General features: G+C 70.3%; 10 protein-coding genes. 7 read left to right on the top strand and 3 right to left on the bottom strand.

Annotated features, from left to right (window positions below; translation table 11 throughout):
* Positions 1 to 40: 40 nt before the first annotated feature.
* Complete coding sequence (locus ABZ930_RS30700) at positions 41 to 949, top strand: chitosanase (protein WP_361554880.1); 909 nt, start codon at positions 41 to 43, stop codon at positions 947 to 949.
* A gap of 142 nt (positions 950 to 1,091) precedes the next feature.
* Positions 1,092 to 1,601: a lamin tail domain-containing protein gene (locus ABZ930_RS30695; RefSeq protein WP_361554877.1), complete on the top strand. Its 510-nt coding sequence runs from the start codon at positions 1,092 to 1,094 to the stop codon at positions 1,599 to 1,601.
* 116 nt (positions 1,602 to 1,717) lie between these two features.
* Here ABZ930_RS30695 and ABZ930_RS30690 read toward each other — a convergent pair whose 3' ends face one another.
* The 3 genes from ABZ930_RS30690 to ABZ930_RS30680 form a co-directional block, all read right to left on the bottom strand.
* Positions 1,718 to 3,181, bottom strand: a complete 1,464-nt coding sequence (locus ABZ930_RS30690; RefSeq protein ID WP_361554874.1) for a glutamate synthase subunit beta — start codon at positions 3,179 to 3,181, stop codon at positions 1,718 to 1,720.
* Positions 3,174 to 7,781 (bottom strand): glutamate synthase large subunit, encoded by a 4,608-nt coding sequence (gltB, locus tag ABZ930_RS30685; protein WP_361554871.1) that lies wholly within the window; start codon positions 7,779 to 7,781, stop codon positions 3,174 to 3,176. The genes ABZ930_RS30690 and gltB overlap by 8 nt, the downstream gene beginning before the upstream one ends.
* A gap of 344 nt (positions 7,782 to 8,125) precedes the next feature.
* Positions 8,126 to 8,857 carry a VIT1/CCC1 transporter family protein gene (locus ABZ930_RS30680; RefSeq protein ID WP_361554868.1) on the bottom strand — a complete coding sequence of 244 codons (732 nt, stop codon included), beginning with the start codon at positions 8,855 to 8,857 and terminating at the stop codon, positions 8,126 to 8,128.
* Positions 8,858 to 9,163: 306 nt separating this feature from the next.
* Here ABZ930_RS30680 and ABZ930_RS30675 point away from each other — a divergent pair, with 306 nt between their 5' ends.
* Genes ABZ930_RS30675 through ABZ930_RS30655 form a run of 5 tightly spaced genes read left to right on the top strand, consistent with a single transcriptional unit; the run spans position 9,164 to position 14,452 of the window.
* On the top strand, positions 9,164 to 10,201 hold the full coding sequence (locus ABZ930_RS30675) for a LacI family DNA-binding transcriptional regulator (protein WP_361554865.1): 1,038 nt from the start codon (positions 9,164 to 9,166) through the stop codon (positions 10,199 to 10,201).
* A gap of 19 nt (positions 10,202 to 10,220) precedes the next feature.
* The gene (locus ABZ930_RS30670) at positions 10,221 to 11,180 is read left to right on the top strand and encodes a sugar ABC transporter permease (protein ID WP_361554862.1); all 960 of its coding nucleotides are present in this window, start codon (positions 10,221 to 10,223) and stop codon (positions 11,178 to 11,180) included.
* The gene (locus tag ABZ930_RS30665) at positions 11,177 to 12,025 is read left to right on the top strand and encodes a carbohydrate ABC transporter permease (protein ID WP_361554859.1); all 849 of its coding nucleotides are present in this window, start codon (positions 11,177 to 11,179) and stop codon (positions 12,023 to 12,025) included. Before ABZ930_RS30670 ends, ABZ930_RS30665 begins: the two co-directional genes overlap by 4 nt.
* Positions 12,025 to 13,320 (top strand): sugar ABC transporter substrate-binding protein, encoded by a 1,296-nt coding sequence (locus ABZ930_RS30660; protein WP_361554856.1) that lies wholly within the window; start codon positions 12,025 to 12,027, stop codon positions 13,318 to 13,320. Before ABZ930_RS30665 ends, ABZ930_RS30660 begins: the two co-directional genes overlap by 1 nt.
* Before the next feature lie 49 nt (positions 13,321 to 13,369).
* Positions 13,370 to 14,452 (top strand): ADP-ribosylglycohydrolase family protein, encoded by a 1,083-nt coding sequence (locus ABZ930_RS30655; RefSeq protein WP_361554853.1) that lies wholly within the window; start codon positions 13,370 to 13,372, stop codon positions 14,450 to 14,452.
* The last annotated feature ends 192 nt before the right edge of the window (positions 14,453 to 14,644 follow it).

The following is a 14,644-nucleotide window of genomic DNA, read 5'->3' as shown; positions in this document are numbered from 1 at the left end:
CGCTCCGGGGTGGAGGTGTCGTGGCTTTACTGTGTGCCGCATGAAACGCGCCGGATGCCTGGTCCTCTCCTTCATCGCCGTGGCCCCCGCCGCCACGGCGGCGTTCTACTTCCTGTCGCCCGGCGGCGAGAGCGACGACTCCTCCGCCCGCCCCGCGGCGTCGGCGTCGGCGCACTCCTCCGCGCAGGACGGGTCGGCCGCGGAGCGCAGGGCCGACGACAAGATGATCGCGAGCCTGCCGCCGGGCCTGGCCGCGCCGGAGAAGAAGGAGTTGGCCCAGCAGATCGTCGCCAGCGCCGAGAACTCCACCCTCGACTGGCACAGCGCGTACGGCTACATAGAAGACATAGGCGACGGCCAGGGCTACACGGCCGGCATCATCGGTTTCTGCACCGGCACCCACGACCTCCTGACCCTGGTCGAGCGCTACACGAAGAAGCATCCCGACAACGGCCTCGCCCGCTATCTCCCCGCCCTGCGCAAGGTCGACGGCACGGACTCGCACGACGGCCTGGACCCGGGCTTCACGGCCGCCTGGAAGAGCGAGGCCGGCCGACAGGCCTTCCGCGACGCCCAGGACGACGAACGCGACCGCGTCTACTTCGACCCCGCGGTCCGCCTCGCCAAGCTGGACGGCCTCGGCACACTCGGCCAGTTCATCTACTACGACGCGATGGTCTTCCACGGCCCCGGCACCGGCCCCACCAGCTTCTACGGCCTGCGCGAGGCGACGCTCGGGGAGGCCGACACCCCGTCGCAGGGCGGCAAGGAGGCGGCGTACCTCGACATCTTCCTCGACCTGCGCCGCAAGGCGATGCTGACGAAGAAGGCGGGCCTCGACACCAGTCGCGTCGACACGGCCCAGCGCCGGTTCCTCTACGACGGCAACCTCTCCCTCAAGACGCCGCTGACGTGGCAGGTGTACGGAGAGACGTACCGGGTGCGGTGAGACGGGCACTTCGAGGGCGCACTCGTGCAACCAAACGTGAAGATGATGTGTCTGAAACGTGTAGCGCTCGCGCACACCGCCGCTCGCGGTGTGCCTGCGCGAGGCTCAACACCGTCTCCACGCAAGCCCGTTAGGAACATACATGCAGATACGTCCGGCTTTGACCGCCACCTCCGTTCTCTCCGTCTCCGCGGTGGCGGCCGTGGCCCTGCTGACCGCGGCTCCCGCGTACGCGACCGAGTACAGCTCGGCGCTGAAGGTGCGCGGGGTGCAGTACGACGCCCCGGGCAGGGACGACAACCGCTGCTCCGGCGGCAACACGTACAAGGAGTACGTGACCATCAAGAACTACTCCCGGACCGCGACGGTGAACCTCAAGGGGTACGTGGTCAAGGACAAGACCGGCAACCGGTTCACCTTCACCAAGAGCCACACCCTCCAGCCCGGCGACTACGTCCGCCTGCGCGGCGGCAAGGGCACGGACTCGGACGCCAAGAACGTCGTGTACCGCAACAACTGCAACTTCATGTGGAACAACGACAAGGACACGATCTACCTGTACAAGCCGTCGGGCGCGCACGCGGACACCCACGCGTACACGAAGTCGGGCAACGACCGTGACGGGAACGGGTACATCAGCTTCCACAACTGACGGCGAACGCACCGCGACGCCCGCCCAGTCGTCCGGTCGGGGACAGTGGGGCGAGCGTCGCGCTCTGTTCCGTACGCCGTTGTACGGGACGTTCTTTGGTCAAGCCGGGCGGATCGTCACACCATGAGGGCGCGGTCCGTCGGCTTGATCGGGGCGGGGAGTTCCGAGGCGCCGGTCAGGAACCGGTCGACGCCGCGGGCGGCCGAGCGGCCCTCCGCGATCGCCCAGACGATGAGCGACTGGCCGCGGCCGGCGTCGCCGGCCACGAAGACGCCCGGCACGTTCGTCTGGAAGTCGGCGTCGCGGGCGATGTTGCCGCGCTCGTCGAGGTCCAGGGCGAACTGCGAGACCATGCCGTTCTCCTGGTCGGTGCCGGTGAAGCCCATGGCGAGGGTGACCAGCTGGGCGGGGATCTTGCGCTCCGTGCCCGGCTTCGGGGTCAGCTTGCCGTCGATGAACTCCACCTCGGTGAGGTGCAGCCACTGGACGTTGCCGTCCTCGTCGCCCTCGAAGTGGGTCGTCGAGACGGAGTAGACCCGCTCGCCGCCCTCCTCGTGGGCCGAGGTGACCTTGTAGAGCATGGGGAAGGTCGGCCAGGGCTGCGAGACCGGGTTCCGGTCGTCGCCGGGGCGCGGCATGATCTCCAGCTGGGTGACCGAGGCGGCGCCCTGGCGGTGGGCGGTGCCCACGCAGTCGGCGCCGGTGTCGCCGCCGCCGATGACGACGACGTGCTTGCCCTCGGCGGTGATGGGGGGCTGCACGAAGTCGCCCTCCTGCACCTTGTTGGAGAGCGGCAGGTACTCCATCGCGAAGTGGATGTCGTTCAGCTCACGGCCCGGGACCGGCAGGTCGCGGGAGATCGTGGCGCCCGCGGCGATCACGACGGCGTCGTGGCGCTTGCGGAGCTTGGCGGCGTCTATGTCGCGGCCGATCTCCACGCCCGTACGGAACTTGGTGCCCTCCGCGCGCATCTGCTCGATGCGGCGGTTGATGTGGCGCTTCTCCATCTTGAACTCGGGGATGCCGTAGCGGAGCAGGCCGCCGATGCGGTCGGCGCGCTCGTAGACGACGACCGTGTGACCGGCCCGCGTCAGCTGCTGGGCGGCGGCGAGACCCGCCGGGCCCGAGCCGATGACGGCGACGGTCTTGCCCGACAGGCGCTCGGGGATCTGCGGGGCGACGTCGCCCCGGTCCCACGCCTGGTCGATGATCGAGACCTCGACGTTCTTGATGGTGACGGGCGGCTGGTTGATGCCCAGCACACACGCCGACTCGCACGGAGCGGGGCACAGGCGGCCTGTGAACTCCGGGAAGTTGTTCGTCGCGTGCAGGCGCTCCTGCGCCGCCGACCAGTCCTCGCGGTACGCGTAGTCGTTCCACTCGGGGATCAGGTTCCCCAGCGGGCAGCCGTTGTGGCAGAACGGGATGCCGCAGTCCATGCAGCGCGAGGCCTGCTTGCTGATGATGGGGAGCAGGGAGCCGGGAACGTAGACCTCGTTCCAGTCCTGCACGCGCTCGCCGACGGGGCGGGTCTCGGCGACCTCGCGCCCGTGGTTGAGAAAGCCCTTGGGATCAGCCATTGGTCGCCGCCTCCATCATCTTCTCGGTGATCTCGGTCTCCGAGAGACCGTCTCGCTCGGCGGCGTCCTTGGCGGCGAGCACTGCCTTGTACGTGCTGGGGATGATCTTGCTGAAGCGGTCCACCGCGGCGTCCCACTCGCCCAGGAGCTTCTCGGCGACCGTGGAGCCGGTCTCCTCCTGGTGGCGGCGCACCACGTCGTGCAGCCACTGCTTGTCGGTGTCGTCGAGGGGCTCGACCGCGGACTGGCTTGCGCCGTTCACGTTGTCGGCGTCCAGGTCGATGACGTAGGCGATGCCGCCCGACATGCCGGCCGCGAAGTTGCGGCCCGTCTCGCCGAGGACCACCGCGTGACCGCCGGTCATGTACTCGCAGCCGTGGTCGCCCACGCCTTCCGAGACGACCGTGGCACCGGAGTTGCGGACGCAGAAGCGCTCGCCGGTGCGGCCGCGCAGGAACAGCTCGCCGCCCGTCGCGCCGTACGCGATGGTGTTGCCGGCGATCGTCGAGTACTCGGCGAGGTGGTCGGCGCCGCGGTCCGGGCGGACGATGACGCGGCCGCCCGAGAGGCCCTTGCCGACGTAGTCGTTGGCGTCGCCCTCGAGGCGCAGCGTGACACCGCGCGGGACGAAGGCGCCGAAGGACTGGCCCGCAGATCCGGTGAAGGTGATGTCGATGGTGTCGTCGGGCAGGCCCGCGCCACCGAACTTCTTCGTCACCTCGTGGCCGAGCATGGTGCCGACCGTGCGGTTGATGTTGCGGATGGCGACCTGGGCGCGCACCGGCTGGGCGTCGGCCTGGTCGTTCGCCGCGAGGGCGTCGGCCGCGAGCTTGATCAGCTCGTTGTCGAGCGCCTTCTCCAGGCCGTGGTCCTGGGTGATCAGCTGGTGGCGCACGGCGCCGTCCGGCAGCTCGGGCACGTAGAAGAGCGGCTCCAGGTCGAGGCCCTGCGCCTTCCAGTGGTTCACGGCCCGCTCGGTGTCGAGGAGTTCGGCGTGGCCGACGGCCTCCTCGATGGTGCGGAAGCCCAGCTCGGCGAGGATCTCGCGGACCTCTTCGGCGATGAACTCGAAGAAGTTGACGATGTACTCGGCCTTGCCGGAGAACCGCTCGCGCAGCGTCGGGTTCTGCGTGGCGATGCCGACCGGGCAGGTGTCCAGGTGGCAGACGCGCATCATGACGCAGCCGGAGACGACGAGCGGCGCGGTCGCGAAACCGAACTCCTCGGCGCCGAGCAGCGCGGCGATGACGACGTCGCGGCCGGTCTTCAGCTGGCCGTCGGTCTGCACGACGATGCGGTCGCGCAGGCCGTTGAGCAGCAGGGTCTGCTGGGTCTCGGCGAGGCCCAGCTCCCAGGGACCGCCCGCGTGCTTGAGCGAGGTGAGCGGCGAGGCGCCCGTGCCGCCGTCGTGGCCGGAGATGAGGACCACGTCCGCGTGCGCCTTGGAGACACCCGCGGCGACCGTGCCGACGCCGACCTCGGAGACCAGCTTCACGTGGATGCGGGCCTGCGGGTTGGCGTTCTTGAGGTCGTGGATCAGCTGAGCCAGGTCCTCGATGGAGTAGATGTCGTGGTGCGGCGGCGGGGAGATCAGGCCCACGCCCGGCGTCGAGTGACGCGTCTTGGCGACCCACGGGTAGACCTTGTGGCCGGGCAGCTGACCGCCCTCACCGGGCTTGGCGCCCTGGGCCATCTTGATCTGGATGTCGTCGGCGTTGACCAGGTACTCCGAGGTCACACCGAAGCGGCCGGAGGCGACCTGCTTGATCGACGAGCGGCGCGCCGGGTCGTACAGACGGTCGGCGTCCTCGCCGCCCTCACCGGTGTTGGACTTGCCGCCCAGCTGGTTCATCGCGATGGCGAGGGTCTCGTGGGCCTCGCGCGAGATGGAGCCGTAGGACATGGCGCCGGTCGAGAACCGCTTGACGATCTCCGAGACGGGCTCGACCTCGTCGATGGAGATCGGCTGCCGGTCGGCGCCCTCGCCGTTCTTGAAGCCGAACAGGCCGCGCAGCGTCATCAGGCGCTCCGACTGCTCGTTCACCCGGCCCGTGTACTTCTTGAAGATGTCGTAGCGGCGCGAGCGGGTCGCGTGCTGGAGGCGGAAGACCGTGTCCGGGTCGAACAGGTGCGGCTCGCCCTCGCGGCGCCACTGGTACTCGCCGCCGATCTCCAGGGCGCGGTGCGCCGGGGCGATGCCGGAGGCGGGGTACGCCTTGGCGTGGCGGGCGGCGACCTCTCCGGCGACGACCTCGAGACCGGCGCCGCCGATCTTGGTGGTCGTGCCGCTGAAGTACTTCTCCACGAAGGCCTCGTCGAGGCCGACGGCCTCGAAGACCTGGGCGCCGCGGTAGGAGGCGACCGTGGAGATGCCCATCTTCGACATGACCTTGAGGACGCCCTTGCCGAGCGCGTAGATCAGGTTCCGGATGGCCTGCTCGGCCTCTATGTCGTTGAGGAAGGTGCCGGCGCGGACCAGGTCCTCGACCGACTCCATCGCCAGGTACGGGTTGACGGCCGCGGCGCCGAAGCCGATGAGCAGGGCGACGTGGTGGACCTCGCGGACGTCACCGGCCTCGACGAGCAGGCCCACCTGGGTGCGCTGCTTCGTGCGGATGAGGTGGTGGTGGACGGCGGCGGTGAGCAGCAGCGACGGGATCGGCGCGTGCTCGGCGTCGGAGTGCCGGTCGGAGAGCACGATCAGGCGGGCGCCGGCCTCGAGGGCGGCGTCGGCCTCGGCGCAGATCTCGTCGAGGCGGGCGGCCAGCGCGTCGCCGCCGCCGGAGACCCGGTAGAGGCCGGAGAGCGTCGCGGCCTTCATGCCGGGCATGTCGCCGTCGGCGTTGATGTGGATGAGCTTGGCCAGCTCGTCGTTGTCGATCACCGGGAAGGGCAGGGTGACCGAGCGGCAGGAGGCGGCCGTGGGCTCCAGGAGGTTGCTGCCCGGGCCGAGCGAGGAGCGCAGCGAGGTGACGAGCTCCTCGCGGATGGCGTCCAGCGGCGGGTTCGTGACCTGCGCGAAGAGCTGGGTGAAGTAGTCGAAGAGCAGCCGCGGGCGGGCCGAGAGGGCCGCGATCGGGGTGTCGGTGCCCATCGAGCCGATCGGCTCGGCGCCGGCCTTGGCCATGGGCGCGACGAGGATGCGCAGCTCTTCCTCGGTGTAGCCGAAGGTCTGCTGGCGGCGCGTGACGGAGGCGTGCGTGTGCACGATGTGCTCGCGCTCGGGCAGGTCGGAGAGCTCGATCTCGCCGGCCTCCAGCCACTCCGCGTAGGGCTGCTCGGCGGCGAGGCCGGCCTTGATCTCGTCGTCCTCGATGATGCGGTGCTCGGCGGTGTCCACGAGGAACATGCGGCCGGGCTGGAGGCGGCCCTTCTTGACGACCTTGGACGGGTCGATGTCGAGGACGCCGACCTCGGAGCCGAGCACGACGAGACCCTCGTCGGTGACCCAGTAGCGGCCGGGGCGCAGACCGTTGCGGTCGAGAACCGCGCCGACCTGGGTGCCGTCGGTGAAGGTGACGCAGGCCGGGCCGTCCCAGGGCTCCATCATCGTGGAGTGGTACTGGTAGAAGGCGCGCCGGTCGGCGTCCATGGAGTCGTGGTTCTCCCACGCCTCCGGGATCATCATCAGGACGCTGTGCGGAAGCGAACGTCCGCCGAGGTGCAGCAGCTCCAGGACCTCGTCGAACGACGCCGAGTCCGACGCGTCCGGCGTACAGATCGGGAAGATCCGGTCGAGGGTCGCCTGCGAGGAGCCGAACAGCTCGGAGGCGAGCTGCGACTCACGGGCGCGCATCCAGTTGCGGTTGCCCTTGACGGTGTTGATCTCACCGTTGTGGGCGACGAACCGGTACGGGTGCGCGAGCGGCCACGACGGGAAGGTGTTCGTCGAGAAGCGCGAGTGGACCAGGGCGATCGCCGACGCGAAGCGGCGGTCGGAGAGGTCGGGGAAGAAGGGCTCCAGCTGGCCGGTGGTCAGCATGCCCTTGTAGACGATCGTGCGGGCGGAGAGCGACGGGAAGTAGACACCGGCCTCCCGCTCGGCGCGCTTGCGCAGGACGAAGGCCTTGCGGTCGAGCGCGATGTCCTTCGAGGTGCCGTCCGCGACGAAGAGCTGGCGGAACGCCGGCATCGTGGAGCGGGCGGTGGCGCCGAGCAGCTGCGGGGCGACGGGCACCTCGCGCCATCCGAGCACGTTCAGGCCCTCTTCACCGGCGATCGTCTCGACCTGCGCGGCGAAGGACTCGGTGTCGGCCTCCGGGAGGAAGGCGATACCGACGGCGTACGCACCCGCGGCGGGCAGGTCGAAGTCGACCGCTTCGCGCAGGAAGGCGTCCGGAACCTGGGACAGGATGCCCGCGCCGTCGCCCGAGTCGGGCTCGGAGCCGGTGGCACCGCGGTGTTCCAGATTGCGCAGAACGGTGAGCGCCTGCTCGACCAGCGTGTGGCTCGCCTCACCGGTGAGGGTGGCCACGAAGCCGACGCCGCAGGCGTCGTGCTCGTTGCGCGGGTCGTACATGCCCTGGGCGGCAGGGCGAGCATCCATGTGCGACCAGTTCTGGCCGGCGGAATGCTGGGACGGCTGGCGCGGCGTACGCATCGGCTCTCCCGTCGTCGTCGTGGCATTTTCAAGTGCCGAGGGACGACGTTGGCCCTCTGCTGGGTACTGCGAAGTGCATGCTGCTGCAAAATTTCACGCAGGTTACATGATGAAGCGAATCCCGAGAAGTGGATACTTCGTTCCAACATGCGGACGCCGCGGGTGGCGGCGAGAGGCGGCCCGGCGGGCAGATCGATGACCGGAGGAGCCGACGGTGCGCCGCGGGCCTCATTGCCCACAGCGCTTACGGCTCATGCCCCGTGGTCAAGTAATCGAAACCGTCCAGTAACGACTACTTATGCAAGGCCCTGTATAGCCATCATCCGGCCGTGACCTGGCGACCGTCAACCTATCGCCGTACCGAAAAGACTGCCCAGGAGATAGGTCACACCCGCCGCGGCCCCGCCCAGGGCCAACTGCCGCAGTCCGCTGAACCACCACGAGCGGGCCGTCACCTTGGCCACGACCGCGCCGCACGCGAAGAGCCCGAGGAGCGCGAGAACCACGGCCGGCCACAGATCGCTCGCGCCGAGCAGATAGGGCAGTACGGGGATCAGGGCACCCAGCGCGAACGCCCCGAAGGAGGAGACCGCGGCCACCGTCGGCGAGGGGAGATCGCCGGGGTCGATGCCCAACTCCTCGCGGGCGTGGATCTCCAGCGCCTGCTCCGGGTCCGCGGACAGCTGCGCGGCGACCTCGCGGGCGAGCTCCGGTTCGACGCCGCGCGAGATGTACAGCTCGGCCAGCTCCCGCTCCTCGTCGGCCGGGTGCTTCTTCAACTCGCGCCGCTCGACGTCGAGTTCGGCCTCGACCAGCTCGCGCTGGGAGGCGACGGAGGTGTACTCGCCGGCCGCCATGGAGAAGGCGCCGGCGGCCAGCCCGGACAGGCCGGTGATGATGATCGTCTGCTGGGCGACGGCGCCGCCCGCGACACCGGCCATCAGCGCGAAGTTGGAGACCAGGCCGTCCATCGCGCCGAACACCGCGGGGCGCAGCCAGCCGCCGTTCACATCGCGGTGCGTGTGGTTGTCCCGGTGCGCGTCGTGGAGCGTCGCCTCGGTCTCGATGATGGCCATTCCGCTGATCCCCGTCCCCTGTCATCGCCTGCGTTCCTTGCTCCCTACGGCCTCGAAAGTACGCGCGAAAAATGGCCTCCGCTAGCAAGGAAGGCCGTACTTACCTGGGCTTTTGCACCCTCCGCAACGAGGTCAGAGGCTCACCCGTGAGATGGATCACGCGATCGGCCCGTTGACCGCGGGGAAATATGATCGCAACATCTGTAAACGTTTCCAGATACGGGAAACGTTTACAGAAGCCGGGATCTCCCGGACAGGACCGGCACAACCGACGCAGGCGACAACCAACGGCATGGGGGCAGCGCGATGGGTACGAGCACGGGTCAGCCGACGATCGTGTCGATCGCGGAGCGCGCCGGCGTCTCCATCGCCTCCGTCTCCCGGGTCCTGAACGGCGTGGGGGCCCGCCGCGACACCGTCCTCAAGGTCGAGCGCGCCGCCGCCGAACTCGGCTATGTGCCGAACGCGGTGGCCCGCTCCCTCAAGGGCGGCCGCACCCGCCAGCTCACCTTCGCGATGCCCGACATCGGCAACCCGGTGTACGTGGCGATGGTCCGCGCCATCCAGACCGTCGCCAAGGCCGCCGGCTACCGGCTGCTCCTGCACTCCACGGACGCCGTCGTCGACGACGAGCTCGCGGTGCTGCGCAGCCTCGGCGACCGCACCAGCGACGGCCTCATCATCTGCCCCATCCGCATCACGGACGCCCACGTCGAGGCGCTGCGCACCGCGGCGGGCCCGGTCGTGGTCATAGGTTCGCTGCCCGACGGAGTGCCCGTGGACAGTGTGCGTGCCGACTCCGTCGCGGGCGCCGCGCTCGCCGTGCGCCATCTGCACGACACGGGGCGCCGCCGGATCGCCTTCGTCAACGGCCCGGCGGACACGGTCCCCGGGCGCAACCGCGACGAGGGCTACCGGACGGCCCTGGCCGACTGCGGACTCGGGTACGACCCGGAGCTTGTCGTGCACACGGACTTCGGCATCGAGTCGGGCGCCGAGGCCGCCGACCGGCTGCTCGCGGAGGGCCGCCCCGACGCGGTCTTCTGCGCCAACGACCAGCTCGCGCTCGGCGCCGCCCGCGCCCTGCACGCACGTGGCCTGCGCATACCCGAGGACGTCGCCGTCGCCGGGATGGACGACAGCATGCTCGCGCAGGCCGGCTGGCCGCCGCTGACCAGCGTCGACCTGGGTTCCACCGAACGCGGCCGGCGCGCCGCCGAACTTCTCCTGCACCGCCTCGACACCGCCGAGCCGGTGACCGGGACCGCCATCCCCCGCTCCACCACCGCCCCGCCCCGCCTCGTCGTCCGTGCCTCCACGGGCCGGGCGGCGCCCGACAGTTGAGAGTCACGAGGTTCGAGCCATGAGTCTCACCGCCTCCCGGGACAGTGCCGTCCCGGGCAGCCGCGGCACACCGCCGCCCCGCACTCCCGGCCAGCGCAAACGCGCGCTCGGTCTGGACCGCGGCGCGTGGTTCCTGCTGCTCCCCGCGCTGATCCCGATCCTGATACTCAGCGTGGGCCCCCTTCTGTACGGCATCTCGCTCGCCTTCACGGACTCACAGGCGGGGCGCACCGCCCCGACCCAGTTCGTCGGCGTGGACAACTTCCTGGACCTGCGCCACGACGGGCTGTTCTGGGAGTCGTTCCGCATCGGCCTGATCTGGGCCGTGTGCGTGACGGCGCTGCAGTTCGTGCTGGCCCTCGGCCTGGCCCTGCTGCTCAACCAGAACCTGCGGTTCCGCTGGCTGGCCCGCACCCTCGCGCTCGTCCCCTGGGCGATGCCCGAGGTCGTCGTCGGCATCATGTGGCGGCTCGTCTACCACTCGGACGCGGGCGTGCTGAACAAGACGCTGACGCAGTTGGGGCTCATCCACGAGAACGTCGACTGGCTGTCGGACCTCTCCTACGCGCTGCCCGCGGTCATCGTGGTCGGCGTCTGGGCGGGCATGCCGCAGACGACGGTCGTGCTCCTGGCCGGTCTGCAGAACGTGCCGCACGAACTGCGCGAGGCCGCCCAGCTCGACGGTGCGGGCCTGTGGCGCCGCTTCACCACGGTCACCTGGCCGGCCCTGAAGCCCGTCGTCCTCGCCGTCACCGCGCTGAACTTCATCTGGAACTTCAACTCCTTCGGCCTGGTGTACGTGCTGACCCAAGGAGGGCCGGGCGGCAAGACCCGGCTGCCGATGCTGTTCGCGTACGAAGAGGCCTTCAAGTACGGGCAGTTCGGCTACGCCGCCGCGATGGGCCTGGTCATGGTCGCCGTGATCGCGGTGCTGCTCACCGTGTTCCTGCGCAAGAAGCTGAAGGAGGACGCGGCATGAGCACCTCCCGGACGCTCCGACGGACCGCGGGCCGCACGGGCCAGTACGCGGCCCTGCTCTGCTACATGGTCTTCCTGGCCTTCCCCTTCCTCTGGCTGCTCTCCACGTCCTTCAAGTCCGCGCAGGAACTGGGCTCGATCGACCCGACGTGGATCCCGCTCCACCCGAGCCTGGACAACTACCGCGCGGCCTTCGACGCGCAGCCGCTGCTGCGCTCGGCGCTCAACAGTCTGGTCGTCGCGGTCAGCGCCTCGGTGATCTCGGTCGCGATCGCGGTCCCGGCGGCGTACGTGATGGTGCGCTACAAGACGCGGGTGAGCCAGGCGGGCACGGCCTGGATCCTGGTCAGCCAGATGTTCCCGTTCGTCCTGGTGATCATCCCGCTGTTCCTGGTCCTGAAGAACCTGCACATGATCGACAGCCTCCTCGGCCTGATCATCGTGTACGTCGTCTGGAACCTGCCCTTCTCCCTGTGGATGCTCCAGGGCTACGTCAAGTCGGTGCCGGCCTCCCTGGAGGAGGCGGCGGCGATGGACGGGGCGAGCCGCTTCCGCACGCTCGTCAGCGTGGTCCTGCCGCTCCTCGCGCCCGGCCTGGTGGCGACGCTGATGTTCTCCTTCGTCACCGCCTGGAACGAGTTCTTCTTCGCCCTCGTGCTCCTCAAGTCCCCGGAGAACCAGACGATGTCGGTCATCCTCACCCGCTTCCTCGGCGCCGAGGGCGTCGCGGACCTCGGCCCGCTGGCCGCCGCCTCGGTCCTGGCCACCATCCCCAGCCTCGTCTTCTTCGCGCTGCTCCAGCGGCGGCTCGTCGGCGGCATGATGAGCGGGGCGGTGAAGGGCTGATGCGCAGGCGCACCTTCCTCACCGCCGCCGCGGCGGGCCTGGCCGGAGCCGCCGTCGCGGGCTGCGCCGGTTCGGACTCCGAGTCGGCCGACGGCACGGTCACCCTCGAATTCCTCAGCCTGGCCTGGCAGAAGGAGTCCGTCGACGCCAACAAGGCGCTCGTCGCCGGGTGGAACAAGGCGCACCCGAAGACCCGGGTCAAGTACATCCAGGGCAGCTGGGACAACATCCACGACCAGCTCCTCACCTCCTTCGAGGGCGGCGAGGCGCCGGACATCTTCCACGACGACGCCTCCGACCTCACGGACTTCGGCTACGGCGGCTACCTCGCCGACCTGTCCTCCTACCTCCCGGAGTCCCTGAAGCGGGACATCCCGAAGGCGGCCTGGGCGACGACGACGTTCGACGGCAAGATCTACGGCGTGCCGTTCCTCCAGGAGCCGCGCGTGCTCATCGCCAACGCGAAGCTGCTGAAGGAGTCCGGCGTCCGCGTCCCGACCGCCGACCGCCCCTGGACCTGGGACGAGTTCGAGGCCGTCGCCGAACGGCTGACGCGCGGCAGGAACCGCTACGGCGTCGCCTGGTCCATGAAGGAACCGGTCAGCCAGTCGGTGAACCTGTCCCTGTCCACCGGCGGGAAGATCTTCTACGAGGACGGGGACGGCAAGAACGAGATCCGCTACGACGACCGCGACTCGGCCGTCGCCCAGCTGATCAACCGCCAGGTGAACCAGGACCGCACGGCCCCCACGTCGGGCCTCGGCATGTCGGGTTCCGACACCCTGCCGGGCTTCTTCGCGGGCCGCTACGCGATGCTGCCGCTCAACTTCTCGTACCGCCAGCAGGTGAAGCAGCAGGCGCCCAAGGGCTTCGACTGGACGGTGCTGCCGATGCCGTCGGGCGCCGGCGGGCTGGCCCAGGGCACGGCGCCGCAGACCCTCTCGGTCTCCGCGGACAGCCGGCACAAGAAGGAGGCCGCGGCCTTCGTCGCGTACCTCACGCAGGCCCGGCACCAGGTCCAACTGGCGCGCGGCGACTGGCTGCTGCCCACCAGCACCGAGGCACTGAAGGACCCCGCGCTCACCACGACGGCGTACGGCTGGCGGACCGGCGCCGACATAGCGGCGTCCCTGCGCCCCTCCCCCGTCCTCGGGGTGCGCGGCTACGCCGAGTGGAAGGACAAGATCGCCACCCCGGCCTACCAGGAGTACTACAACGGCGGGATCGGCCTCGCCGAGCTCCGCGAGCGCCTGGCCGGGGACGGCAACCGCATCCTCGACCGCTACCAGCGCTAGGCACGACCCGCACGACTCGCACGACCCCAGAAATGAGCACGAACACACCATGAGCGTCAGCGTCGACCCGGATCCCTCGGCACGCAGGCTGCGCACCGTCCCCCAGCCCCCTCCCCCGGCCCCGATCTCGCTGCGCGACCGCGCCCGCGGAGCGCTGCTCGGACTCGCCGTCGGGGACGCGCTCGGCGCCCCCGCGGAGAACATGAAGCCGTCCCAGATCCGTGAACGCTGGGGCCGCATCGAGGGGTTCGTGTCGGAGAACCCGGCCGGCACGGACGACACCGAGTACGCGATCTTCTCCGGGCTGCTGCTCGCCGAGCACGGCGCGGCGCTGACGGTCGAGCACGTCGAGCGGGCCTGGCACACCTGGATCGCGGACCGGGACGAGGGGCCGTTCCGGGGTGCGGGCTTCAGCGAGCGCGGCACCCTGGAGAACCTGCGCCGAGGGCTCGCCGCACCGATCTCCGCCCAGCACCGGCACGCGTGGAGCGACGGCCTCGCCATGCGCGCGGCGCCCTTCGGGGTGTACGCGGCCGGGCGCCCCGCCGAAGCGGCGCGGCTGGTGGCGATCGACGGCACGGTGTCGCACGACGGCGAGGGCATCCACGGCGGCCGGGCCGTGGCCGCCGGAGTGGCGGCCGCCATGGTCAGCCACAGTCCGGAGGCCGTGGTGCAGGCGGCGCTCTCGGTGGTCCCCGACGATTCCTGGACCGCGCGGTCCCTGCACCGCGCGGTGTCGGCGGCGCGGCGGGCCCGGCGCGATCCCGAGGGCACCCAGCTCTCGATGGAGCGGGCGGTGCGCAAGGCGGTCGTCATCGGCGGCTACCCGTGGACGGACCTGGCGCCCGAGGCCGTCGGGCTCGCGTTCGGGGCGTTCGCGGTGGCCCGGGGCGATTTCCGGGAGGCGGTGCTGACCGCGGTGAACATGGGGCGGGACGCGGACACCACCGCGGCGGTGGCCGGGGCGCTGGCCGGCGCCCTGCGCGGCGAGGCGTCGATCCCGGACGCCTGGTCCTCCGCGATCGGCCCCGTCCGGGGCAGCTGCCTCCCCTCGATGGCGGGCCGCCACATCCTGGACGTCGCCGACGAGCTGACTCCGCCCCCACCGGACCGCGCCGGGGCGGTGGCCTGATGCCCCATCCGCCAAGGTCCCGCCCGGCGGGGGCTGGTCGCGCAGTTCCCCGCGCCCCTGAAGGCATGCGCCGCGCGCGCCTTCCCCTGTCCCTGGGCGGATTCATACCCAGCATCAGGTCGCGAGTCGCGGAGAGTGCGGCGAGGGAGTGCGCGAACGCGGCGGCCGAGGCGTTCACATAACGGCCGCTGC

The sequence above is a fragment of the Streptomyces sp. NPDC046716 genome (assembly GCF_040645755.1).
Lineage (GTDB): Bacteria > Actinomycetota > Actinomycetes > Streptomycetales > Streptomycetaceae > Streptomyces.
Note: the sequence above shows the minus strand (reverse complement) of the source record. Positions and strands in the feature narration are given on the sequence as shown.